The 25,837-nt window shown below is 43.5% G+C and carries 21 protein-coding genes; 8 read left to right on the forward strand and 13 right to left on the reverse strand.

All coding sequences use genetic code 11. The annotated features are described in order from the left end of the window. Window positions 1-37 precede the first annotated feature (37 nt). Window positions 38-673 (forward strand): 16S rRNA (guanine(527)-N(7))-methyltransferase RsmG, encoded by a 636-nt coding sequence (gene rsmG, locus E7Z59_RS06630; RefSeq protein ID WP_136335539.1) that lies wholly within the window; start codon window positions 38-40, stop codon window positions 671-673. Here rsmG and E7Z59_RS06635 read toward each other — a convergent pair whose 3' ends face one another. From E7Z59_RS06635 to E7Z59_RS06655, 5 genes are all read right to left on the reverse strand, one after another. Next, window positions 674-949, reverse strand: coding sequence for a hypothetical protein (locus E7Z59_RS06635; RefSeq protein WP_136335540.1), 276 nt, complete (start codon window positions 947-949; stop codon window positions 674-676). A 298-nt stretch (window positions 950-1,247) separates the two neighbouring features. Continuing rightward, window positions 1,248-1,673, reverse strand: coding sequence for a DUF2141 domain-containing protein (locus E7Z59_RS06640; RefSeq protein WP_136335541.1), 426 nt, complete (start codon window positions 1,671-1,673; stop codon window positions 1,248-1,250). Between the two features lie 88 nt (window positions 1,674-1,761). Then, window positions 1,762-3,144 carry a S41 family peptidase gene (locus tag E7Z59_RS06645; RefSeq protein WP_136335542.1) on the reverse strand — a complete coding sequence of 461 codons (1,383 nt, stop codon included), beginning with the start codon at window positions 3,142-3,144 and terminating at the stop codon, window positions 1,762-1,764. A 125-nt stretch (window positions 3,145-3,269) separates the two neighbouring features. Beyond that, window positions 3,270-4,019, reverse strand: a complete 750-nt coding sequence (gene ppgK, locus E7Z59_RS06650) for a polyphosphate--glucose phosphotransferase (protein WP_136335543.1) — start codon at window positions 4,017-4,019, stop codon at window positions 3,270-3,272. A gap of 96 nt (window positions 4,020-4,115) precedes the next feature. Next, window positions 4,116-4,799, reverse strand: a complete 684-nt coding sequence (locus E7Z59_RS06655) for a cell division ATP-binding protein FtsE (RefSeq protein ID WP_136335544.1) — start codon at window positions 4,797-4,799, stop codon at window positions 4,116-4,118. Window positions 4,800-5,118: 319 nt separating this feature from the next. On the opposite strand from E7Z59_RS06655, the gene E7Z59_RS06660 reads away from it, so the two are divergent. Next, window positions 5,119-8,142 (forward strand): tetratricopeptide repeat protein, encoded by a 3,024-nt coding sequence (locus E7Z59_RS06660; protein ID WP_136335545.1) that lies wholly within the window; start codon window positions 5,119-5,121, stop codon window positions 8,140-8,142. 16 nt (window positions 8,143-8,158) lie between these two features. Beyond that, a complete protein-coding gene (locus E7Z59_RS06665; RefSeq protein ID WP_136335546.1) occupies window positions 8,159-9,907 on the forward strand; it encodes a TonB-dependent receptor in 1,749 nt (582 codons plus the stop codon). Window positions 9,908-9,918: 11 nt separating this feature from the next. Here E7Z59_RS06665 and E7Z59_RS06670 read toward each other — a convergent pair whose 3' ends face one another. Then, complete coding sequence (locus E7Z59_RS06670; protein WP_136335547.1) at window positions 9,919-12,138, reverse strand: FUSC family protein; 2,220 nt, start codon at window positions 12,136-12,138, stop codon at window positions 9,919-9,921. A 118-nt stretch (window positions 12,139-12,256) separates the two neighbouring features. On the opposite strand from E7Z59_RS06670, the gene E7Z59_RS06675 reads away from it, so the two are divergent. Continuing rightward, window positions 12,257-13,879 (forward strand): amidohydrolase, encoded by a 1,623-nt coding sequence (locus E7Z59_RS06675; protein ID WP_136335548.1) that lies wholly within the window; start codon window positions 12,257-12,259, stop codon window positions 13,877-13,879. A gap of 64 nt (window positions 13,880-13,943) precedes the next feature. On the opposite strand, the gene E7Z59_RS06680 is transcribed toward E7Z59_RS06675, so the two are convergent. Next, entirely contained in the window at window positions 13,944-15,266 is a 1,323-nt protein-coding gene (locus E7Z59_RS06680) for a porin family protein (RefSeq protein ID WP_136335549.1), read from the reverse strand. Window positions 15,267-15,534: 268 nt separating this feature from the next. Here E7Z59_RS06680 and E7Z59_RS06685 point away from each other — a divergent pair, with 268 nt between their 5' ends. Continuing rightward, window positions 15,535-16,314 (forward strand): universal stress protein, encoded by a 780-nt coding sequence (locus E7Z59_RS06685; protein ID WP_136335550.1) that lies wholly within the window; start codon window positions 15,535-15,537, stop codon window positions 16,312-16,314. 13 nt (window positions 16,315-16,327) lie between these two features. Then, window positions 16,328-18,175, forward strand: coding sequence for an SLC13 family permease (locus tag E7Z59_RS06690; protein WP_242015664.1), 1,848 nt, complete (start codon window positions 16,328-16,330; stop codon window positions 18,173-18,175). 100 nt (window positions 18,176-18,275) lie between these two features. Here the strand turns inward: E7Z59_RS06690 and E7Z59_RS06695 are convergent, their stop codons facing one another. Continuing rightward, window positions 18,276-19,643, reverse strand: a complete 1,368-nt coding sequence (locus E7Z59_RS06695) for an amidohydrolase family protein (RefSeq protein WP_136335551.1) — start codon at window positions 19,641-19,643, stop codon at window positions 18,276-18,278. Between the two features lie 84 nt (window positions 19,644-19,727). Beyond that, the gene (locus tag E7Z59_RS06700) at window positions 19,728-20,942 is read right to left on the reverse strand and encodes an MFS transporter (RefSeq protein WP_136335552.1); all 1,215 of its coding nucleotides are present in this window, start codon (window positions 20,940-20,942) and stop codon (window positions 19,728-19,730) included. A 199-nt stretch (window positions 20,943-21,141) separates the two neighbouring features. Between E7Z59_RS06700 and E7Z59_RS06705 the strand changes: the two genes are divergently transcribed. After that, window positions 21,142-21,792 carry a DUF1684 domain-containing protein gene (locus E7Z59_RS06705; RefSeq protein WP_136335553.1) on the forward strand — a complete coding sequence of 217 codons (651 nt, stop codon included), beginning with the start codon at window positions 21,142-21,144 and terminating at the stop codon, window positions 21,790-21,792. A gap of 51 nt (window positions 21,793-21,843) precedes the next feature. Here the strand turns inward: E7Z59_RS06705 and E7Z59_RS06710 are convergent, their stop codons facing one another. The 4 genes from E7Z59_RS06710 to E7Z59_RS06725 form a co-directional block, all read right to left on the reverse strand. Then, on the reverse strand, window positions 21,844-23,097 hold the full coding sequence (locus tag E7Z59_RS06710; protein ID WP_136335554.1) for an ammonium transporter: 1,254 nt from the start codon (window positions 23,095-23,097) through the stop codon (window positions 21,844-21,846). A 13-nt stretch (window positions 23,098-23,110) separates the two neighbouring features. Further along, a complete protein-coding gene (locus E7Z59_RS06715) occupies window positions 23,111-23,449 on the reverse strand; it encodes a P-II family nitrogen regulator (protein ID WP_136335555.1) in 339 nt (112 codons plus the stop codon). A 151-nt stretch (window positions 23,450-23,600) separates the two neighbouring features. Continuing rightward, the gene (gene crcB, locus E7Z59_RS06720) at window positions 23,601-23,984 is read right to left on the reverse strand and encodes a fluoride efflux transporter CrcB (protein WP_136335556.1); all 384 of its coding nucleotides are present in this window, start codon (window positions 23,982-23,984) and stop codon (window positions 23,601-23,603) included. 12 nt (window positions 23,985-23,996) lie between these two features. Next, entirely contained in the window at window positions 23,997-25,040 is a 1,044-nt protein-coding gene (locus E7Z59_RS06725) for an SRPBCC family protein (RefSeq protein WP_136335557.1), read from the reverse strand. A 358-nt stretch (window positions 25,041-25,398) separates the two neighbouring features. Here E7Z59_RS06725 and E7Z59_RS06735 point away from each other — a divergent pair, with 358 nt between their 5' ends. Continuing rightward, window positions 25,399-25,815, forward strand: coding sequence for a pyrophosphohydrolase domain-containing protein (locus tag E7Z59_RS06735; protein WP_136335559.1), 417 nt, complete (start codon window positions 25,399-25,401; stop codon window positions 25,813-25,815). Window positions 25,816-25,837: the final 22 nt, after the last annotated feature.

The raw sequence follows: 25,837 nt of genomic DNA on the forward strand, positions 1-25,837 counted from the left end.
AAGAAACTTAATTATTTATTTTTGCAAAAAAAATACGATGTCTGCAGAATCGGTTATTTCTTATTTCCCCGAATTGAATGAACAACAGGTTAACCAGATCGAACAACTGGAAGGTCTTTACAAGGACTGGAATTCCAGGATCAATGTGATCAGCCGGAAGGATATAGATGAACTCTATACAAGGCACGTATTGCACGCAATGGGTATTGCCAAGGTACAGCCCTTTCTGCCGGGGTCTGATATTCTGGATGTAGGAACGGGAGGTGGTTTCCCGGGCATTCCGTTAGCGATCCTTTTCCCTGAAACAAAGTTTCATCTGGTAGATGCCATTGGTAAAAAGATCAAAGTGGTGGAGGCTGTGGCAGAAGCCCTGGAGCTCAAAAATGTTTCGGCAGCACATCAGCGAGCAGAGAAAGTTAAAGATCAGTACGATTTTATTGTAAGCAGGGCAGTTACCCGGATGCCTGATTTTGTGAAGTGGGTGAAGGGTAAAACAAAAAAAGAATCCCGTCACGAATTGAAGAACGGAATTCTTTATTTGAAAGGAGGCGATCTTACCGAAGAATTATCGGTGTACCAGAATGCCACCCTTTATAATCTTTCAGATTATTTTAAGGAGCCTTTTTTTGAAACCAAAAAAGTGGTGCATCTTCCCTTAAAATACAAGTCCTGATCACAAACGCAATAAGGTGTTATAGCTGTGTTTGTATTTAAATAAGAATGCATTAAACCACTTTTTGATACGGTCAAAAAGGGAAGAAGAGGCTTTGTCTTTCTTATTCCGCAGCCGGTTTTCAAAGGTTTTTATCTTCTCCAGTAAAACGTCTTTCTTTTTGGCTACAAAAAAATGCTCGATCTCCGTTTTTTTGGCAGTGCCCCCGGCATCTTTTCCCGGTTCTGTGATCTCATACTTTACATTGAGGATGCAAAAATTTTGGTCTTTATTCATAATTCCTGGGCTTTGATTCTAGCTTCAAGATACGAAATATTTACAATTATCAAACATAAACTTAACAATTTGGTAACATTGTAAATGTTAAAACGGATGGGGCAAAGAAGCGAAGGAGGGAAGTGGTAAATAGGAAAGTAGGGATGTAGGTATATAGGGAAATTGGCAAAGAAGTAAAGAAGTAGAGAGGTAAAGGAGTGAAGGAGTAAAGGGGCAAAAAGGGTAAATGGGCGAATAGGCGAATAGGTGAAGGAAAGATTTTATCTTGATGTATAATCCATCATCCTTCACCCATCATTCAAAAGACCTTATAAAGCTTGATGGTTTGCACCTGGTATTCTTCATTGAAATCAAGGGCTGCATCACTGAACTTCGGTTTTCCGAAGGGTTTGTAATTGTTGCCAAAGGCGATCGGATCTTTTGGGATTCCCATAAAATTAGTATCCATCTTTTTATTCCCTTTAACATCCTGGTAGATAGAGATGGCATAGCGCCCGTAAGGCACTTCAAACGAGACGATCTCACTATTCTTTTCGGTTTTAATTGAAGTGGTAAGCAAGGGCTTGTCGATCCAGTCAGTAGGATCGTCATACAGGGCAACATAAACGGTACCCCCATACTTCTGAATGTTCGATATTTCAATCTTCAGTTCTTGTGCATTTGAATTCATGACGAAAAAAAAGGCAGTGATTGATAAAATACAGGTGAAGAGTTGGGTTTTCATATACCGTGTTTTCTAATAAAACTAAGGAAAAGATCGGAGATCAGTATGTATCTGTAAAAGTATTTTAAGGCCTACGACGCTCAGTGTACTATTTGACAAGACGCGCTAAGAGTCCGTCTAATACTTCATCCTTTTCATCCAGGAGGTAATCTTTGATCCGGATATCCGGGATCACTCCTTTTTCTGACGTACTTCCGTTAATTCTAATTATTCGTCCTTTAGAAACGTTGACGTGAATACCGGTTTTGGGCAGCTGATAGCCGTAACGAGAGGCGTAAAGTGATGGGTATTCGCCGGTTTCTTCTCCTACAATGGTAGCAAAGCCATAGTCCTGGATCTGAGCTGCGGTAACAGCAGATTGAGAGTGCGATTGCCTGTTCACAAGCAGGTAGACATCACCCTGAAACCTTTTTTCTTTGGGTTGGGGCAGGTACTTATCAAATTCGTATTCGTAAACCTCCCCGTTCTTTCGGTTCAGAGCTTCCTGCCAATACACATCTGTAGTGTCTTTATTTTTTATGATATCTTCTTTGAGAAACTGACTCGTCTTCAATGTGAATTTCGAGGTCCAATTAAAAGGCTTATCGGCAATATAGGAAACGAGGTAGTCGCTGAATGAATCTTCGCCGCCACCGTTGTTTCTGAGGTCAATGATAAGCTTTTTACTGTTCTTACGCTTTATGACTGAAAAAGCGGAATCAATAAATTTTTGATATTCCTCTATTTTTCCTGAAAAGTTTCCGGGGATGAGGTATGGAATATCATTTAAAAACGACAGTTCTCTTTTGCCGTAAAAAATATCAGGGCGTTTCATTTCGTAGCCTTCCAGGGCAGTAATGGCTGCAATTTTATGCTTTTTAAGTTCGCCATTCGATTTAAGGGTGACCTCAAATTCAGGCGCTTCGCCAAATACCTGCCAATAATACCTGGGGAAGGTAAACAGCTCCAACTTGGCTTGTTTGAAGTAAGGTCTTTCCGCGGCAATATGCGGATAGATCTGCTCTAATATTTTATTTACAGGGATGTCATTGATGCTTATAACTTCAGCACCCGGCTCAATGGTTTCGTTGGTTGACCAGTTTCTTCTAACCAGGGTAGTATTGTTTTCAAAGGCTATTTCAAGGGGAAACAGGGTTCCTCCGGCATTTATGTATGCCAGGTATTGTGGTATGGGAAATTCAATGGCGGTATGCCCGTTCTTGATGGCTGAGGTTAACGGCTGGAACCTGTTAATGACCTCCAGAGTGCTTAAAGAATCCTTTGTGATACTTGTCTTGACTTTTTCATAGGCTGATCGGAATTCATTTTCGGAAATATAGGCGTATACATTGTAGTGCGCATCCTGCAGGGAGGTATATAGGTAGTCCAGGTCTGCTAATACTTCAGCTTTAGAGAATGTTGTACGTTCAGATTGGGAAAAGGCGCAACATGCTGTGAAAAAGAAAATAAATGAAAACAAGAATGATCTCATGATGTGTGGTTGATGGTTTTCTGAAAAGTAAAACGCCCCACCAACCTTATTGTTACATCAGTTCATCTGAAATACTTCGGATAAAGCACTATAGATTAGCAGGCAGAAGGTTCTTTATTATGAACTTATTGCTTGCAAAAGGACTCATTTCCGGCCACCGCAGCACCAATAATACCGGCTTCATTAAGAGATCTCGCAGGTATCACCGGAATGCTCAGATCCAGGTGTTGTTCAAACTCATTGAAGTATTTTGAGCCCCCTCCGCCAATGATATAGAGATCGGGAGAAAATATAAGGGAGTAATAGTTCAGGGTTTTATTCAGCCTTTTGCCCCATTTTTTAAAACTTAATTCTTCTCTTTTACGAGCCGAATTGGCGGCGTAATGTTCTACCTTCTCATATCCTCTGAAATGCAATTGGCCCAGCTCAAAATTTGGCAGGAATATCCCATTAAAAAAGGCGCCTGAACCAATTCCTGTTCCCAGGGTGATCACCATGACCAGTCCTTTTTTGTTTTTTCCTGCTCCGTACCTCATTTCTGCAACAGCTGCGGCATCGGCATCATTTATCACGCAAAAGTCAAGTCCGATAGCTTCATTGAAATACTCCTCTACATTAATGCCTACCCACTTTTTGTCAAGGTTGCTTTCTGTTCGGCAGACCCCGTTCTTAATAGAGGTTGGAAAACCGCATCCAACGGGTCCCTTCCATTTAAAATGCTTGATGATCTTTCCGACTACCTGGGTCACCGCAGCCGGGGTAGGGGGCTGTGGCGTTGGTATCCGGTAACGCTCTGTGAGTAGTTTTCCTTTTTCAAGATCAACGATCGCTCCTTTGATCCCTGATCCGCCAATATCGATACCAAGTGCCTGCATATCCCTGTTTTTGAGAAAAAATCCCTTAAAATTAATTGATTCCGATGGATTTACATAACATTTATCCCGGAAAGCTAAGTCCGCTGTTGCTCAGGATTAAACATTTTTTTGTACCACTTCAAATACCTTACTGCCATCACACTTAAGGGTTTTGGAAGGAAACTTCAGGAGTAAGGCGTAGTCGTGAGTGGCCATTAATATAGTGCGGCCATTATCATTGATCTCTTTGAGCACCTTCATGACTTCTACACTGGTTTGAGGGTCCAGATTTCCCGTGGGCTCGTCGGCCAGAATAAGTTCAGGGTCATTTAAAAGCGCACGGGCAATGGCAACGCGCTGTTGTTCTCCTCCCGACAACTGATGTGGAAATTTGAAACCTTTGGTGGCCATACCTACCTTTTTAAGAACTTCCTGGATCTTATTATCAATAAGTTCCTTGTCTTTCCATCCTGTAGCCTTTAATACAAATAAGAGGTTGTCATGAATGGTTCGGTCAGGCAGCAGCTTAAAATCCTGGAATACGATCCCCAGCTTACGTCTCAGAAAAGGAATGTCTTTTTCTTTCAGGGTGCGAAGGTCAAAATCTACGATCTCTCCCGAACCCTGGGTAAGGGGTAGATCGCCGTAAAGGGTTTTCATGAAACTGCTTTTCCCGCTTCCTGTTTTTCCTATGAGGTATACAAACTCTCCTTTGTTAATGCTTAGGTTGATCTCACTGAGTACCAGGTTTTCTTTTTGATATATCGCTACATCGTTGAGTTCAAGGATAACTTCGCTCATGGTGGTAGATTTGTTCCGGGTAAATATAAACACTTAATTTTTTAAGCCATCGCTAATCCGGGTGAAAGTAAACCGCCGGTATCTGATTTTTATCAACAATGCTTTCCCTGTCTTTTGGAAATTTATTGTTAGGGATGTTAAATTTTATCCTAGAAAAAATAAGGTATGGATTACAATTATTTATGTTGTAGGAAGCCGGTTCCAGCTAAAAATAATTTTTACTCCCCAATATCTTAGCTGTAGGTATAATTAAGCGGTATTTGATGCGTTATTAGTATGTTTGCTATTAGTTTCAGATCACTCAACTTAATTTTAGCTTATGCGCCTACTACGTATCGTATATACTTCTGCCTTATTTTTCTCTTTTGCATCGGCCCACGCACAGCAATCACGAATCTACACCTATGAGAATCGGGATTACCAGGAAGCGCTGGAATTGTACAATAGTAAGCAATACCAGGCGGCTCAGGCTATTTTTGAAAAGGTTAAAGACAACAGCGATGATCCTGAGTTAGAGGCTAATGCAGCTTACTACAGTGCGAATGCAGGCATCAGGTTAAATCAGCTTGGGGCCGATAAGATGATGGAAGATTTTATGGAGCGCTATCCTACTTCTGTCAAGCGCAATGCTGCGTTTATGGATGTAGCCGATTACTATTTTACTCACGGTAAATATGCCCAGGCTCTAAAATGGTATGATCGTGCAGAAGATCTCGGATTAAGCAGGTCTAACCGGGAAGAATTTAACTTTAAAAAGGGATATTCTCTTTTTGCCGCTAAAAAATACAGAGATGCCCGAAAGTATCTGGAGCGTGTGTCTGCCACTGCCAAATACGGGGCGCAGGCCAAATATTACATCGGGTATATGGCTTACCAAACCGACGATTATAACCAGGCCAATCAGTATTTTGACCAGGTGGCCTCAGATGGGGAGCTCAATTCTAACCTTTCCTACTACAAGGCCGATATGAACTTCAAGCTGGGTAAATTTGATGAGGCCATCGCCCTGGCCAAAGAGCAACTGCCTACAGCCGACCGTAAAGAGGTGTCGCAACTCAATAAGATCATTGGAGAAAGTTATTTTAACAAAAAAGAATACGAGGCTGCCCTGCCTTATTTAAAGGCCTATAAGGGAAGTCAAGGCCGATGGAGTCTCACAGATTATTACCAATTGGGTTATGTGTATTATCAGCAGGGTATGTACCAGGAAGCCATCGCAGAATTTAACAAGATCACCGATGATTCTAATGGGGTGGCTCAAAATGCCTATTATCATTTGGGTGAATGCTACCTGAGAACCGGTAAGAAACAAGAAGCCCTGAATGCCTTTAGAAATGCAGCTCAAATGGATTTTGACCTTACTATCAGTAAGGATGCCTGGTTAAATTATGCCCGACTGAGCTATGAAATAGGAAATCCTTATGAGAGTGTTCCGAATGTGATGATGGCCTATCTTGATCGTTACCCTGATAGTGAGCATTCAGAGGAAGTAAAATCCTTACTGGTTGATTCTTACCTCACCTCAGGAAATTATGAGGAGGCCATGACGATGTTAAAGAAGAACAGAAATTACGGAGACAAAGCCACCTATCAGCGAGTAGCCTTTTATTACGGACTGGAGCTTTTTAACCGTGAAAATTACCCGGAAGCTTCCCGATATTTTCAGTTGGCCATAGAAGAGCCGCATCACGCCAATATAACCTCGAGGGCTGCCTTCTGGAAAGCCGAGGCCGAATATATTACCGGAGCTTACAACCAAGCTGTGATCGGATATAAGCAATTTAAGCAAATGCCGGGCAGCCGAAGTACTTCAGAATATGCCGATGTAGATTACCACCTGGGGTATGCCTATTTTAATCAAAAGGATTATGCTAATGCTTCAGAGCATTTTAATGCCTATGTGAATAACGGGAAGGGTGATGACCAACAGCAATTCGATGCTTTTCTAAGGTTAGGAGACAGCCGTTTTGCCAACAGAGAATACTGGCCGGCCATGGAGGCCTATAATAAGGTGATAGAAAGAGGTGGTAAGGGTACCGATTATGCCTGGTATCAGAAGGCCATTTCCTATGGGTTTGTAAACAGAACAGATGATAAGATCAAAACCCTTCAAAATTTCGTGACTACCTATCCGCAATCGACCCTGAAGGATGATGCTTTATACGAATTAGGAAATACCTATGTGAATAGTAATAATGAACCTGAAGGAGTCAATGCCTACAGGAGGCTTGCTGAACAATACCCCATGAGTTCTTTGGTGCCCAAGGCTATTCTTAAAGAAGGTTTGGTGTATTACAACGGAGGGAGCAATGCCAAGGCGCTTGAACGATTTAAAAAAGTGGTAAGCAATTATCAGGGGTCTGAAGAAGCGATGCAGGCTGTTGCAACCGCCAAACTGATCTATGTAGATGAGGGTCGTGTTGAAGAATACGCTAATTGGGTAAGGGGGCTTGATTTTGTGGAGGTAACCGATGAAGAGTTGGATAACGCTTCTTTTGAGGCTGCAGAGCGCCACCATGCAGAAAAAGACCACAACAGGGCAGTACGCTCTTTACAAGGTTATCTTGATCAGTTTCCTCGCGGGATACATCATGTAAAAGCTCATTATTACCTCGCAGAATCTTTTTATGAACTTGATAATAAAGCAGGAGCACTTGAGCATTATGAATTTGTTGCCAATGTGGGCGGGTCGGTGTATAATGAGCGTTCTCTGGCAAGAACCGCTGATATCTATCTGGAGCGGAAAGAAAATGCTACCGCCATACCCTACCTGGAACGATTGGAAAACACCGCCGATTATCCTCAAAATCTTATGTTTGCCCGCTCTAATTTAATGAAGGCGTTCTATGAGCTTAAACAGTATGATCGAGCCCTTAACTATGCTGAAAAAGTGCTGAATCAACAAGGTGTTGACGACCGTATCAAAGGAGATGCCTGGATCGTGATCGCCAGGTCGGCTCGTGAAACCGGCAATGAACAACGGGCCAGAACCGCTTACCGGGAGGTGGCAGAAGTTGCTACCGGAGGTCTTGCGGCCGAAGCCTTGTATTACGATGCTTATTTTAAACATAAGGACGGCGATTTTGAAGCCTCAAACCAGGCTGCCCAGCGATTGGCACGCGATTTTGCCGGGTATAAAGAAACCGGGGCCATGGGGCTGGTACTTATGGCAAAGAATTTTAACGCCCTCGATGATGCCTTCCAGGCGACCTATATCCTGGAGAATGTAATTAAAAATTTCACCCAGTATCCTGAGATTACCAGGGAAGCTGAATTAGAATTGGAAAAGATCAAAACGCAAGAAAATCTGAATGAAGATAATCTCGCCCGCGAACAGAAATAAGAAACCTACTATGAGAATGAACGATTATATAAATAATAAGAGTATAGTAAGATCATGCTCCCGGGTACTATTACTGGGGATGATCGGACTGGTTGGAACTTTTACAGCTCAGGCCCAGGAAAAGGAGGGTGTAGGTACCGAAGTGGTTAATGTGGTTAAGGCATTTGACCCCACAGTAAATACCGCTTCCAAGATCAGAAAGATGCCGGTGATCAGTGACTCCCTTACTACCACCCGGAAGAAGATCGATTACACGATCTTCTCTGTACCGGTAGCCTCGACATTTACGCCTGCTAAGGGTAAGGCCACCGGCTTGAAGAAAGCGCCGAGAGAAGAGTTGTTCAATTCATATGTCTCCCTGGCGCTGGGTAATTATACGGCAGCAGACCTTGATGCCTATACCAGTCTGACTATTAACAGAGATCAAAGTTTTGATGTTTCCCTGCATCATAATTCATCGCAGGGCGGATTGGACGAGGTGAATCTGGATGACCGGTATTTTGATACGGGACTGGAGGCGGCCTATCGCATGAAGGATAATTATATGAACTGGAGTGCCGGTGGGGCTATCAAACATCAGATCTATAATTGGTATGGAATTCCCGATATTTTTACAGAAGCTGAAATTGACGGGATCGAAGAAAGACAGGCATATTTTACAGCAGAACTTGAAGGAGAGATCGGGTTTGAACGGTCTTTTCTTAAAGAAGCCACTGTGCTGATCAGAAGATTTCAGGATCGTTTAGAGACCGGAGAAAATCGGGCTAAGATTCATGCAAACATGGAGTTGCCGGTGTCTACCGAAAAATTTACGCTTGGTTTTGGTGTAGATTACCTGAACGGATCTCTGGCGCGTAATTATGCCAATACAGACGACCTGGCTTATGGTAACCTCATTACTGAAGTGAACCCGAGCCTGGAGATCTTACAGGAGGATCTAACCATTAATCTGGGGGCTGCCCTGGTATATAACTTTGATACAGAAAATTCAGATCATGATTTCTTCATTTACCCAAGGGTCAATGCTTCTTACAAGCTTATTGAAGAATATATAATTCCTTACGCAGGGGTTGAAGGTGCTCTTAAGCAAACCAACTTCCACGATCTCGTTCAACAGAACCCTTTTCTCTCTCCTACGCGGGAGATGAACCCTGCAGATATGCAATACAATGCCTTCGTAGGGGTGAAAGGACGCATTTTTTCGAACCTGGGGTATAACCTGAAAGGCTCTTACAACGCATCTAATAATATGCCTTTGTTCAGGTCTAATCCTGAACAGGCCGGTCAGGCTACCCTGGGCTATGAATATGGAAATTCTTTCGGGGTGGTTTACGATGATGTGAAAACTTTGGCTATTGCTGCAGAGATGAACCTGGAGGTGAATCGAAATTTCAGCCTTGGATTAAAAGGAGAAGTATTTGATTATAATACCCAGAATGAAGTGGCCGCATGGAATATACCTACCGTTACAGGAGGGCTGATGATGGACTACACCCTTGGAGAGAAATGGCGTGCCGGAGCCAATATCTTTTTTGTTGGCGAACGGGAAGATCTTATTGATAACAGAACCCTGCTTGACCCTCAGGTAGTAACGGTTGACAGTTACTTTGATATTAATGCCCGTTTATCGTACCAGGTTAGCAAACCCCTCGGAGCATTTTTAAGGCTTAATAACATAAGTAATAATGAGTATGCTCGTTGGAATAATTTTCCTGTACAAGGATTCCAGGTGCTCGCCGGAGCCTCCTACAAGTTTGATTTGTAATGACAAGATGATCAGCCCTGGGCCTTCAGGTAATCCTTCAGATCGTTATTCAGTCTTATGCTCAGCTGGTAGATCCAGTCGAGTTGTCCTGAAATAAGTCGGGCTTCCTTAACCTCTTCCTGGAATTGTGGCTGGGGTTTTGTCGTACCCTTTAATTCCATGCGTTTAAGTTTGTCTTTTAAAACGTAGTAGTGTACTACCAGGGCATCCCTTGCTTCGTCGATCGTTTCTTCAGTCGGTTCCGGTTTGGCAATACCCGGTTCGATGAGGTTCAAAGCGCTTTTCAGGTTGTTTCGAATATAGCTTAAATAGGTGTCAAAGTGTACCGAGGCTTCTGTGGTTTGATGGATCTGAATATAGGTGCCCAGGGCTGCTGAAGCTGAAAGTAAACTTTGTGCAGTACTGAGTAATTCCTGAAGTTTCTTGATACCCTTTTGCTGTGACCGGGGTTCCTGCAGCAGCCGTTGCAAGGCGGCATTTAATTGAGACATGATCAGAAAAACTTCTTTTCGCGCCAGGCGATAGTTGGTGCCTGTTCTGTTTTTTGAAAGGTAGGTTTTCTGAATAACATCGATATATTTGATCTCAGCACTTATAAAACTCTGTAAGATCTCACCCAGGCGTTTGTACTCCCAAAAAGGCAAAATAAAATAATTGGTCAACAGGGCCAGTAAAGCACCTATGAGGGTATCTGCTATTCTATACCCAATAACCTCTACAGCATTAGATGTAAGAAGAACATAGATGAATATGATCGCTACCGTTACAAAGGTGGCAGAGGTCTTATAATTTTGCTGCACATAGGTGAAAGCCAGGGTAAGGGTGATAAACGTAGTTACAATCAAAAAGGTTTGATCCCGGAAAAAATAGATAAGAATCCCTGCGATCACAGCCCCTGCAATGGTTCCTGAAGTACGCTGTTTAGATCTCTGTTTGGTCAGCGCATAAGCCGGCCTCATGATCACGAAAATGGTTAACAGGATCCAGTAGGTTTGCGGCAGACTAAAATAATGCCCGATAAGCATTCCTATGAGAATGGCTACCACCATCCTGACAGCATGCCTGAAGATGGGCGACTTAAAGCTCAGGTGTTCTTTAAAAAGAAAGGGTTCGTAGGTTTGACGGGTAAGAAACTTTTCCTTTTCACTGATCTCATCTTCAGTAATTCCAGGTATTGACCTGTTCATAAAACGTTCAATACAACCGATCTTATTCTGAACTTCTCTGGCGTAATCATACAGATTCTGTAAAAAAAGCAATTCTTCTGTTTGCTTGGAAAGCGGAGCCTCTTCTTTAAGGTTTTCTATGGCTGACAGACTTTGGTGTTGTAATTGTCCGGTATCTGCAGCAGGGGCAGAGGCCGTATGGTGATCTGTTGCCAGCCACATTAGCTGTTGCACACTTTGATCAAGGTATTTGCTAACACAATTCAGAGCAGTGTTGAACGAAGAAGTGCCCTCATGGCGATACGTTTGTTCGGGCATCTGAGATACGATCAGTTCAAAAAGATCAATGAGCTCTGCGGTGACCAAAAGTTGTTTTCTTTGATCTCCGCCAATACCTTGTAAGGTTTCCTTTATAAGGAGCTCATTTCTCAATTCTTCATGCAGATCGGTAAGCAATGTCTGCAGCCTGTTCATTCGCTTTCTTCCTGCATCATTATTGGGGTGGTTGATCAGGTGGATATTTTCGCTTAGCAGGGCAGCCGTCTGTTTCAGTGTGGTTGTTACCAATTCGTTCCTGCGTATGGGTGGGGTAAAAACATCGATGATCAGGGCAAGGGCCATATACCAGAATCCGCCAAGAATGAAGTACCCGGTAAAATCATCGATCAGTTCCGGAGATACAGGCCGCGCAAAACTTACAGCTATACCCAATAAGGATGCGAAAGAAACCAGGGAGGCCCGGAAACCATAAATGGAAATGTAGCTGCTTAGAAAAACACAAAAAGCGGTTACAGGGTAGAGCAGCCATAGATCATTCATACTCAACTGCGTCATGATGTAATTAAAGGCCCCTAAGAACAATGCAATGATCATTCCCCCGATACGCTGACGTTTGAGACCCGTAATATCGCTCATGGCAACGACCAATACCCCAAATGCCATGCCTATACCCACCTCTAATTCAATGAAATAATAAGATAGTAACAGGGCGCTGAAGGCACTTCCGGTAATGAGTAGTCCTTTTAAAAAATGAAAACTTTTAACAAAACGAATGATTTTGCCCATAGCAGCCTTTTAAGGGGTACAAAGGTAAAAACTATATGGTGTGCAATTAGGGTTTAAAGAGTAACCTTTGTAAAAGAATGTTATTTTTGTAACTCACCAAAAACAATAATCTCTTACTATGAAACGCAGAATACTCTTATTAGCTTCTCTGATCAGTCTTATAGGCTGTGCCGAAAAAGAGAGTGCTGATCTCCTCGTGGAAAACGCCAATATATATACTGTAGACAGTTTACAGCCAAAGGCAACGGCCTTTGTTATTGCCGATGGGCGCTTTATTGATGTAGGTGAAACTGAAGCACTGAAAGAGCGTTACCGTGCCGAACAGGTGATCGATGCAGGAGGAAAAACCATTATTCCGGGGCTGATCGATGCTCATTGCCATTTTTATGGCTTAGGTTTAAATCAGCAGCGGGTTAACCTTGTGGGTACCGAAAGTTATGAAGAAGTGCTTCAAAGGGTAGTGGCGTTTCAAAAAGAAAAGAAGGCCCCCTTTATTTTGGGGAGAGGATGGGACCAGAACGACTGGGCTCTGAAAAAATTTCCACACAAGGAGCGTCTGGATCAATTGTTCCCGGAAACACCGGTGATCCTCGAAAGAGTAGACGGGCATGCCTACCTGGTAAACCAAAAGGCGCTTGATATGGCCGGAATTACCTCTGAAACCGTGGTGGAAGGAGGAGCTATCATTAAAGAGAACGGCGAACTGACGGGTGTTCTTGTTGATAACCCGATGGGAATGATAGATGCCATTATTCCTGAATTCGACCTGGAAACTCAGGTAAAGGCTCTTAAGGAAGCCCAGGAGATCTGTTTTGATTACGGACTCACTACCGTGAATGATGCAGGGCTCAACAAAGAAACCATTTACCTGATAGACAGTCTACAAAAGGCCGGAGAACTTGATATGAGAGTCTATGCCATGATAAGTAATATTGAAGAGGACGTAAATCATTTTCTCGAAAGGGGTATTCTGAAAACCGACGGTTTAAATGTACGTTCTGTTAAGGTGTATGGAGATGGAGCCCTTGGATCAAGGGGAGCGGCCATGAAAGAACCTTATAGTGATCACGAGGGCCATTTTGGAGCAATGGTAACGCCGGTTGACCAGATCGAAGGCCTGGCTATGAAATTAAGTGAAACAAAATTTCAGATGAATACCCATGCCATTGGTGATTCTGCCAATGTTGCTGTTTTAAGAGCTTATGAGAAAGCCCTGGATGGAAAGGCTGACCGACGTTGGAAAATAGAACATGCACAGATCGTAGATCTTGATGATATGCATTATTTCTCAGAGAATATCCTTCCTTCGGTACAGCCAACACATGCTACCAGCGATATGTATTGGGCAGAAGACCGTGTAGGGGCCGAAAGAATGCGAGGGGCTTATGCTTACAAAAAGCTCCTTGAAGAATCGGGTATGGTGGCACTTGGTACTGACTTTCCGGTAGAGCAGGTAAGTCCTTTTTATACTTTTTATGCTGCTACCGCCAGAAAAGATCTGAAAGGATATCCCGAAGGCGGATTTCAAATGCAGGATGCTCTTACCAGGGAAGAAACCCTGAAAGGGATGACGCTGTGGGCGGCCTGGTCAAACTTTGAGGAGGATGAGAAAGGGAGTATTGAACCCGGGAAGTTTGCCGATTTTATCGTGTTGGATAAGGATATTATGGAAGTACCCCTGGAAGAGGTTCCGGGAATACAGGTAGAAGAAACCTGGTTAGGAGGTAAGAAGGTGAAATAAGTTAAGACATATGGAACAAAGAAAAGGGGCCGGAGCCCCTTTTTTCATTTTGATGAACCAATTTTTAAAGTTGATATTGGTATTGCAGCACGATCATATTCCTTCTGTTAGACGTAGCTCCCGTTTGAGCACTGTAAAGAGGTCTGTTTTGGAGATCGAGACTTACCTTGGTGCGTTGATTGTCCAGGTACCAGTTTAAACCCGCATTGAAAGATATGGTGGTATCTGCGAGGGCATCAAAATTGCTGAATTGCCCCCCGGTGTAGAATTGTAAGGCACCCCACTGGTCGCGCTTTCCGAGGTTGTTAAAAAGATACCCTAATTGCAAAAGGGTGCTGTGACCGCTGCCAAGAACAGGGAAAGAGTTGCCTTTCCCGTTCAGGATGTTCATGGTGTTCTCCCAGCCGTAAGCAGGATTATTAACCCCTACAGACCTCAGGTAATCAGGCCCCATGTCATAGTTGTAGTAGGCCGCATAGGCGGTAATTGCCTGTTGCGTATACTTTAACAAAGGAGATTCAAAAAAAATGTCAACCGCCCATAGATTCATATCATGATATTGTAAACCGCTGTCTGCTTGGGAGGCAAAGGTGTTTTGACGATATTTTGCCCCCCATCCCAAAGATAGGATCTGCTTTTTACCTAAATAGGTACCGGCAAAGGAGGGTTTTTTCAAAAGTTCTTTTTCCAGGAAATCATATTTTAAATACCCCGTAAATTCAGGATAAGAAAAATGATTGGAGAACTGGGAAGTACCATCGTCAGGAATGACCAGGTTAAGACCCATGTCTTCAAAATCATAGGGCTTTTTTATGACCAGACGATAATTCCAGTTACTGATATTACCATACAGAAATACACTCAGGTTTCTAATTGTATCGTCTGTAATATTCAAGGTGGGCTGGGCGATCAAAGGGAGGTCGGTAAACAGCATGGTCGACGTAGAGGGTGTGGTATACCTCGATAGCCCATCCCAGGGTGAGCGACCCGCACCAAGAGTCAGGAAGTCAGCGAAGCTGTAAGTAGTGTATAAATCGAGGATCTTGGGAGAAGGCTGTGGGTTTCCTGTGTTGTTTAAGTTATTAAATCCTGCACTTACAAAAAGATTCCAACGTTGTTTATAGGTCATGGTCACAGCAACACGCATTCGCCTGATCGATACATTGTAACTTTCTTCCAAAACCTTTTCCTCCTTGTTCAAACTTCCGGGATTGAGCTGAGCATAACTCAACCATGGCTGAATGAATCCTCCTGCCTTAAAACGAATTGCGTGCTCCGAGGTACCACTTATTGAGCTGATCTCTTTATTGAGTTGCTTCTCTGAGAGCTCGTTTTGTGCCATAACGGCCTCCTGTTTTGTTATGAACAAAACAAATAATAAGCTCATCTTGAATTTTAAAACAACACTAAAGAGTTTCGAAAACGTTTGCGAAAAATTATTTCCAAAAAAGACGGAATTCACGGGCATAATTTCAGAAATTTAGACTTTATTCTTTTCAATGAAAATAGTACTGTTTATAAGGGTTTAGCGAGCATAAGTATACGATGATCGCTACGGTACAAAGTTTTGTTGAAAACGCTTTAAATAACTATGAGATAAGTCATGAAATACCATGGAGATGCATCGTAACATTGGTATATAAAATGAAAGTGTCATGAAGGACAAATTCAAAATATTGGTTCCGTTCGATTTCTCAAGAACTTCAGAAAACGCATTAGACTATGTTTGCAGCTTTGTAAAGTGCAATGAGGCGGCAGAGGTAGTGCTGGGGTACGTACAACCCTCTCCTGATATCAAGGTCAAGCAGGAAATGCTGACGGAGGTATTGAATGGGTTTCACAAAAAAAGCAGAAATCAGATTTCCTGGTCTTTTGCTGCCGGAAAGGTGAAAGAAGGGATGGAGGAGATCATCAGGACTGTAGAACCCGACCTGATCTTTATGGGGACTTCGTCACTCACTGAAGGTCGCACGGAAACCAGGGCAGCAGTTCTTGCTCTGGAGGCCCGGTGCCCTGTATTTATCATACCCAAGGATTTCAGAAGTTTCAAACTGGATCGTATAGCACTCATGGTAGGAACCGACCCTATTCATGATCGCACCCTCCTTGACGGAGTTCTTATGGTAGCCAGAAGCTTTAAAGCCACCGTGGAGGTCGTTACCGTTAAAAACGGATCCGGACAATTTGGCTACAGTCAAACGGATGAGGCGAATGAGTCTATGATCTCTTATTACCTGGAGAATTTTTATTCTCATCACACTTTTGTTGAGGGTAAAGATCTGGGGAATACCCTTTTTTCCTATGTGAAAAGAAATAAGATAGACCTGATGGCGATCTTACCAAGAAATCATGCGCCTGAAGAGGTCAGGTCAGAAGGGGCCTTAACCCGATTTTTAGCTGAACACACCGAAACACCTTTACTGGTTATAGACTGATAAAAACAATTAAATGATCACCCTACTTTTTGCTATCATTTTGGTTACTGTGTTACTTTTTATTTGGGGTAAGTATCCCCCGGATATGGTAGCTCTTGGCTCATTATTGGCCCTTTATTTAACCGGGATTCTCACCGTGCCTGAGGCTTTAAGTGGCTTCAGTAATGCAACGGTGGTCATGATCGCAGCCCTCTTTATAATTGGAGAAGGTTTGTCAAGGACCGGATGGACAGCTGTAATAGGCAGGAAATTTGTCAAAATGGCTAAAAATAAAATCTCCAGGCTCATTGTTCTGGTGACCTCCGGATCGGGCACGCTGTCGGGTTTTGTAAGCAATACCGGTACCGTTGCGGCCCTGCTTCCGGTAACCATTGCCGCAGCATGGGGGGCAGGAACACTGCCTTCAAAATTACTATTACCTGTGGCTTTCGGTTCTAATGCCGGTGGGTTGCTCACCCTGACAGGTTCACCCACTAATATTATTGTAAGCGATTATCTGAGCGACCAGCATCAGGTGGGATTTTCCTTTTTTGAGTTTAGTCTCATCGGTGTTCCTGTTTTATTGTTAGCGGTACTTTATATGCGGGTATTTGCAGTACGACTATTACCCGACGTAAAAACTAATAACAGGCCGGTAAATCTTGACGAGGAGGTTCATAAATGGATTTCTGACTTTAGTATTGGAGAAAACCTGTATCGTCTTCGGGTGCGCTCCATGTCACCCATGCTTAATACGCCACTGAACCAGTGGAATCTGGAAAAGGAATACGGAGTTTCGGTGGTCAGACTTCGCAGGAGACACCCCAAACCTTTACAAGGCGTAGAGGCTTATGTGGAATTCCCGGAAGGTGAAACCGTAATGTTCTATCACGATATACTCACCGTGAAGGGTGCATCCAAAGATATAGAAAGATTGACCAGGGAGTTCAAATTGGGCTTGATTCCCCAGGAATTTCAAAAAGAAGAATTAAAAAAGGAATTTATCAACCAGGAAGTGGGGTTGGTGGAGGTTATTATTACTCCTAAATCGTATTTCGTTGGGCGAAGCTTTCCCTTAGGGCAATATCTTTCCGGGTTCGGGATACAGTTACTGGGTATAAACCGAAACGGAAAACCCCTGCAAGATGTCAATGTTACCCTGAAGGAGGGTGATTCGCTCATTATTCGAGGAAGCTGGGAAAACATCGATAAGTTAAAATCGATCTATGAGAATCTCGTGATCTGTGGAAGCCCAGAGAGCATGTCTAAAGATGTGGATGTTCTGAATGCCCGTTCATATATGGCCCTGGGTATCCTGGTGCTAATGATCGTTTTGCTTGCCTTTAAACTTGTTCCCGGAGTTATTGGGGTGATGATTTGTGCAGCTTTGATGCTACTAACCGGATGCGTTCCGCTGGGAAAGGTGTACAAGAGTATTGGTTGGGAGAGCGTCATTATGATCGGGGCGATGATTCCCCTGGGAGTAGCCCTGCAAAAAACGGGAGCTGCAGAACTCATCTCAGAAACTATGGTAAGTGCTATGGGGAATTCGAATCCATTATTTCTCATGGCGGGATTGTTTCTGCTTACAACAATGCTTAGTCAAACCATCAACAATTCTGCTACCGCGGTGTTAATGGCACCTATTGCTTTTATGGCTGCAACCGGGATAGGAGTATCACCACGACCGTTTATGATGGCTGTGGCTGTTAGTGCCTCTACCGCCTATATTACTCCCATGGGTACCACTACTAATGCCATGGTTATGGGTGCCGGAGGGTACAAGTTTACTGATTACGTAAAGGTGGGAACTCCCTTGCTGTTACTGACTTTTATCCTGACTATGGTTTTAATACCGATCATATGGCCTTTTGATACCTGATCATATTTGTTCAAGAATTCGATCTTTACGGGCGGCATGACAGCCCGATAAGTGTTAGTTCCGAAAACCCGAAGATGTCACCTTCGGGTTTTTTATCTGATCAAGGCGTGTAGATTTGATCACCTTTTATGACTAACTGTATGCCCCGAATGGCTGCGATATTCTTTAGGGGGTCCTCGGCAAGAAGTATCATATGGGCCATTTTGTTCTTAGAGATCTTTCCGTAACTTTTTTCCAGTCCGAAGAACTTAGGACCATGAATTACCGAGGTTATCAAGGCGTCTGCAGGACTCAGTCCGGCCTCGGTTAATGCAATAAGTTCTTCCTGCAATGAAATACCGGGATAAACATAAGAGTTAAAAGCACCACAATCAGAGCCGGCCAGGATAATGGCTCCTGCTTCATGCAGGGGTTGAACCATTTCCTTAAAAATGGTTCTTCGCTTTTCGGTATAGGCCTGTGCTGTTTCATCTCTGCCTTTCGCTGCCATCTCTCTCCTGGTGTATGTTTTTATGATTCCATCTCCTATTTGAGAAAGGAAGTTATCATCGCGGTGGTCTTCATATTTAAGATCGGTTAATACGTCAGTGATATGCAGGGTAGGAGTCACGTAGAATTCTCCTTTAATGAGTTGTTGAAATACCTTCGAAGTCTTTTGAGCGTCATAGGTATCTAATAAGAGGGGCAGGCTTCGGTAGCCTTGTTGTAGGGCTCTGATACTATCTCCAGCAGAAGAAGTGCTTGCCAGAAGGTAATAGAGGTGTTCAATGCCGTCAAGTCCTGCCGAAATAGCCTTATTAAGATCGGCATCCATAGGCATGTGCCCGGTAACTTTTAGACCTCTTTTTTCAGCACCTTTTATGATCTCATAATACATGGTGTCTGAAAGAGAGCCATCGTAGATCTTCACGTAATCTGCCCCAACTTTTTCCAGGGAATCAAGGGCGCTGTTGAGCGATGCTGTTGAGGTGACTTGAAGAGATCCGGGCCAGGCCGGTTTTTCCCCGTCAAGCTTTGGGCCTGAAGTAAAAATGTCAGGGCCTGCTAAGGTCTTGTTCATGATCTCGTTACGCCATTGAAGAAGGGAAGGAGTCATATCTCCTCCGGCATCCCTGACCGTAGTGACCCCGTGATCAAGAAACATTTTCAGGAACTCTTTATTTTCTTCAATCAGGGTATCTCCGCCCCTGAAGTGTACATGCATATCCCATAAACCGGGCATCAGATAATTTCCGTTTGCATTGATCACTGTATCTGCCTCCACTGAGTTCCTCTCACTCATAGGGAGCACAGTTCTAATGCTGTCACCGGTAACACCGACCAACATACGATCTGAGATCGTTCCTGATTCCACATCAACGATACGGGTATTCTCCAGTAAAAGGTGATAATGCTCCTTTTTGTCGCAGGAAGTAAAGATTACTGTGGCCAATAAGAGAGGCAGGCTGAACCTAAGGTGGTTTTTCATGAGTTTAAGGGTCTTGAATTACCGTTAAAGCTACATATTTATTTTAGTTTGTAACCAAAGCCATTTTACCGTATAGGGTATGCATTAACAGGAGATCCTTTCTTTACGGAGGATCGGACGTAGAAGAAACAGCATAAGCATACTGATACCGCCTGTGAGGATCATGATCCACCAGGTGAAAGCATATCCTTTCCAGCTGGCCAGCTGCATACCCGAATTATGCCCGAATAAATGTCCGAAAGAAAAGGCAATGGTGTATAGGGCCATATAGGCACCCTGTTTTCCTTTTTGAGCCATTTTTAATGCCAGGGCGTTAGAAAAAGGAAAGGCCACCATCTCTCCAAGGGTCATAAGCAGCATGCCTATGATAAGCAGCCCGCTCCAGCTGCCTAAATTCAGAACCAAAAAACTGAGCATGGTAAGCAGGATGCCGAAAAGGATATACCCCATGGTTGATACCGATCTGTTTTCCAGGTATTTTATCAAGGGCATTTCAAGCAGGAAGATCAAAAAACCATTCATAGCCAAAATAAGCCCGATAGCACCCTCGCTCAATCCGTGAATATCTTTATAGAACAGAGGTACTGTTGAGAAGTATTGGAGAAATACCAAACCAAACAGAAAGGTGGCTGCTATAAAGAGTAAATACGATCGGTCGCGGTACGGACTTATATTTTCAGTATTGATCACTGAGGGTGTTTCGGTTTTAACTCGTTTGGGATCCAGTAAAACCAGCATTAATACCCCTGCAGCCATACAGGTAATACCATCTACCCAGAACAATCCGGCATAATCAAGATGGGTTATGATCAGTCCGCCCAAAGCGGGGCCTGCAGAAAAACCCAGGTTGATAGCCAGCCTGATAAGGCTTACAGATCGTGTTCTGTTCTCTTCCTTGCTGTAGGCTGTTAAGGCTACAAATACTGCAGGTCTGAAGGCATCGGCCACCAGCATGATCACGAAAATACCCAGGCATAACGAGGAGAAGGTCTGTAAATATTGTAAGATGATAAATCCTACTCCTGAAAGCAAAAGGCTGGTATACATGACCTTGTAGTACCCCAGGCGATCTGTGAGTTTACCTCCTAACCAAGACCCGATAAGAGAACCCAGTCCGAAAGCGCTCATTACCCACCCTATAGACTCGAGATCAAATGAAAGACTTTCTGAAAGGTATAAGGACAGGAAAGGGATAACCATGGTGCCTGCCCGGTTGATCAGGGTAACCAGGGAAAGCCACCACACCTCGGGTGATAAACCTTCAAAAGACCGTATGTATTGTCGGGCTATAGATCTCATTTTTAAAAGTTGAACCATAAAAAAACCCGGCCTTCGGGCCGGGTTTTTTCAGGGTATATTAATTAAAACACATTACTGAATTCGGCATTTGTGGCTATTCATGCTTCGAACGGCATATGTTTTATAGTTGTTCATGATCTGTTTTTTTCAAAGCTATGAAAAAGATCGATATATAGTATTTTTGAAAAAAATAAAATTCATGATCACAAGGCTGCTCCTTATTTTTTTACTGTTTTTGATTTCCTGTAAATCAGATAAACGTTATCACGATGCCGGCGAGGTAAAAGAACAAGACCGATCGGAGGTAGTCGCAGATTTCAATGAAACCATCACGACCCTCAGAGAAGAAAAAGATGCTGTTTTTCGCAATGCTGATCGCTCTCCATTGCCTGATGAAGAACGGGCAAACTTTGAAGGACTTGTATATTTTAGTCCTGATTCAACCTATAGGGTGGCGGCCAGGTTGGAGCGTGCTGTCTTGCCGAAGATGATTCGCATGGAAACAACCACCAATGAGGTCATGATACAGCAGGAGTATGGCGAACTGACCTTTGAACTTCACGGTAAGACCCACCGGTTGAAAGTGTACCGCGACCTGGAACTACAACGGGATCCTCAATATGAAAACTATCTTTTTTTACCATTTACCGATCTCACAAATGGAGCGGAGACTTATGGGGGTGGACGATACCTGGATCTGACCATTCCGGAAGCAGATACACTGATGCTAGATTTTAATAAAGCCTATAATCCTTATTGCGCTTATAACAGCAAGTATTCATGTCCGCTGGTTCCGCCGGAAAATCACCTGGAAGCTGCTATAAGAAGCGGAGAACAACGTTACCCATAAAAAAAGCAGTCCGGATGGACTGCTTTTACGATCAGAATATGCCTTTATGGTCTACCTGGAATGTTCTACACTGAGATCGGCATAAGACTCCAGACCTTCTTCGTAGGCGTCCATTCCATGCTCATGGGTGTCAAGTCCGTCGATCTCCTCCCGTGCGCTTACCCTGATGCCCACCGTTGCTTTTAATCCATAAATGATCAGGAAAGCAGAGGTTGAACAAAATACTGCGTAAACGGCGATCCCGGATACCTGGGCAATAAATTGGCTCCAACCAGCCAGGTCTCCGAAAATACCCACGGCAAGGGTGCCCCACATACCACAGATCAGGTGAACGGCAATAGCTCCAACGGGGTCGTCAAGCTTTAATTTATCAATAAGTGCAACGCCAAGCACTACAATAGTACCTGCAATGGCACCGATGGCAATGGCATCCATAGGGCTCATAACATCGGCCCCGGCAGTGATACCTACCAACCCACCCAGGATTCCGTTGAGAAACATGGTAAGGTCCATGTTCTTATAGAGCAGGGTAGAGAGAATGCTGGCAAATACTCCTCCTGCAGCGGCTGCAAGACAGGTGGTAACCAGTACGAGCGAGGTTAGTCCGGGATCGGCAGAAAGTACCGAACCTCCATTGAAACCAAACCATCCGAGCCATAAAATAATCACTCCGGCCATGGCTAAAGGTATATTATGTCCGGGGATGGCTCCGGGAGTACCATCGGGTTTGAACTTTCCGATTCTTGAGCCTAAAAGCGCTACGGCGATAATAGCAGCCCAACCTCCCACAGAGTGAACCAGGGTAGAACCTGCGAAGTCATAAAATCCGAAGTCATCTAGAAAACCGCCTCCCCATTTCCAGGAGCCCGCAATGGGGTATACCAGCCCTACATAGAGAATGGTAAAGATCATGAATGGTAATAATTTCATTCGTTCTGCAACCGCCCCCGAAACAATGGTGGCTGCCGTGGCTGCAAACATGCCCTGGAACAGAAAATCGGTCCAATAGGTATACCCCTGGTTATAACTCAGGTCAAGAGCACCACCTTGAAGGGGGGCATCAAGACCAAAGCCCGAGAACCCCAGAAATCCGTTGAATTCTCCCGGGTACATCAAATTAAAACCAACCAGCGCATACAGTAAGAGTCCGCAGGTGATGATGAATACATTTTTAAAGAGAATGTTGATGGCATTCTTTTTTCGGGTAAGCCCTATCTCTAAAAAAGCAAATCCAAGATGCATGAAAAATACCAAACCGGTACAGATCATCATCCAAACATTGTTGGTGGTTAATATATTGTCCATTGATCTTCTGTTTTTAGTTTAATGATGAGCCTCCCTTTTCATGGGTTCTTATCCGGTAGGCCTCCTCTATAGGTGAGACAAATATTTTTCCATCGCCAACCTTCCCGCTTCCGGCCGATTTTAAAATGGCGTCAATGGTGGGTTCGACAAAGTCGTCGTTAACAACGATAGAGAGATATCGTCGCTGAATATCGGCAGTACTGTAACTTACCCCCCGATATACATGCCCCTTTTTTTCATTCCCAACTCCGGTAACGTCCCAGTAGCTGAAAAAATTAACCCCTACATCATGCAGGGCATCGCGAACATCTTCGAATTTGGATTTGCGAATAATGGCTTCGATTTTTTTCATGAACTCATATGATTAGACGAGATAAATCTAATTTATTTCTAATCGAACCACAAAAAAATAGGGGGTGTATTCTGAATTTTTACATATTTTGTAATTACACCCTATCAAAATAAGGGGTGAATTGATAAATACTTAATATTTAAAAAGGAATCTAGAAAATGCTTTTACCAAGCCATAATCCGCTCAGAACGGCAGCGATCCCGGTGAGAAGACTGATCACTGTGTATACCAGGAAATGGTTGAGCTCACCACTACGTATCAGGTTGAGGTTTTCTAATGAGAAGGTGGAAAAGGTGGTAAAGCCTCCACAAAATCCGGTAATTACCAGGAGACCCAGATATTGATCCAGGTATTGACTGCGAAGCGCAAGGCCGGAAACAAATCCTATAACAAGGCAGCCCAGTATATTGGCGCTAAAAGTACCCAGGAAAAAGGTGCCGGATATGGGGTTGAGCCATTTAGAAAGAAGAAATCGGCATACACTCCCAAATCCGCCTCCTAAGAACACAACCAGTATGGCCTTAAATACTTGCATAAATTGGGAGGATTAATTCGAGGGGTCTTTTTTTGCAAAAGGAATATAAACTTCGGTGACCCATTCTGCGGGATTTTCGGATTCCTTGGGGCCTTTTACGAACACTTCGAAACCTGAACGCTCTTCGGGAACCATATAGTCAAGCTTTTCCAGGTTAAAATAGGCTTTTTCGTATACCTCTTTCAGGTTCTTATGATCTCCGGTGAGCACCGCTTTGTAATATTCTCCCGGAGGGGTATACCCACTAAAGATGGTAGAGCCTGAAGGCATGGTGAGCTGATCTCTTACCGGAATGTGCAGGGCGATCAGGGCAGCGTCATTTTCGAGGTCCCATTTTTCGATCACGGCAAAGGGAGGTCCTGCAGCCCCAATATTTTCACGTTCCAAATAGGAGCTTACCTCTTCGGTCATTTTAGCGATCTGATCGTCTGCCTCAGATATTCTGAAAGCGGTTGTTTGGTAAACACTGTATCCACCGCCATATTGGGTTATCCCGGGAAATTCAATATTGTACTTTGCCATTTCTTCATGCAGATAATGGTCAAGATTGAGTAATCCGCGCTCATAATCAGGAGCTATGATCGCTTCCATACTGTTGCCCTGAAAAACCAGGAAAGCTTTTTCCATAAAGCCAAGGTTGCCTTCCATGCCCCAGCTTACCTGTATCCCTGTCTTGGTTTTTTCAAGGTTCCAGAATACATCGGCTTCTGATTCGTATGGCTTTATGAAATTGATCTTTTGAAGGATGGAGTCCCTGGCACTGTATATGGTGGTCATGCTGCCCTCTCCCAATTCATCACCCTTCCAGCTATAGGTAGCTTCTTCTCCGAATGATGGGTCGCTGAAATTCAATGTTGCGTCTTCCTCTTTTTCCATCCATGGCGACCAGTGAGTCCACTTACTGTAATCGTTTATATGATCGTAAACCATAGATAGAGGAGCGTTGATCAGCCTGCTTCTTTCCACCCGGTATTCATCAGGTTGGGTGGTTACATAAACTGAAAAACCAATGATGGCGATCAAAAACAGAAAGAGGAGGTATTTTAAGATTTTCATTCGGTCAGGATTTCAGTTCTCTAAAATACAAAAAACCCCTTACAAGCCCCCGATTTGTTACAAGGTCTGAAAACGAATCTCTTATTGGGTAATCAGAAACTTAATCGTGAGAAGGATAGCCATAAAAACTATAAAGCCGATTAAAACCCAGATCGTACCCCGGTATTGTTTTAAATGTATGCTTTTGTCTTTTCGGTAACTGAAGACCATGATAATAATGAAGGCCACGACAAAAAGCACGGCAAAGATCTTTTGACCCGGAGTAAACATAATTCTTATTTTAGGCGAAATTAATCAAAATAAACCATAGGAAAAGGGGTGTTTAATACCCTTTTTCCTGAAGAATACCCTATCTGATATGAAAGAACAACTTAAGGGAGTGGCACAATTTCACAAAGCCTTCGGTCTGGGCAAGGCACCTGCACCTACAACTTCACTGTCTGAAGAAGTGATCGCTTTAAGGTATCGGCTGATGGCTGAAGAAAATGAAGAATATCTCCAGGCTGCCCGGGATAATGATCTCGTTGAAGTAGCCGATGCGTTGGGAGATATGCTGTATATTCTTTGCGGCACTATCCTGGAACACGGTATGCAGGATGTTATAGAAGAAGTATTTCAGAAGATACAGGAAAGTAATATGAGTAAACTGGGTCAGGATGGCACCCCCATATATCGGGAAGATGGGAAGGTAATGAAGGGACCTGACTATTTTACACCTGATATTGCTGCTGTGCTGAGGTCATTTGAAGCAGCAGCCATGGGAGAGAATCAATAAAAAAACGGGGCTCAGGGCCCCG

The organism is Robertkochia marina, from assembly GCF_004799345.1.
Taxonomy (GTDB): Bacteria; Bacteroidota; Bacteroidia; order Flavobacteriales; family Flavobacteriaceae; genus Robertkochia; species Robertkochia marina.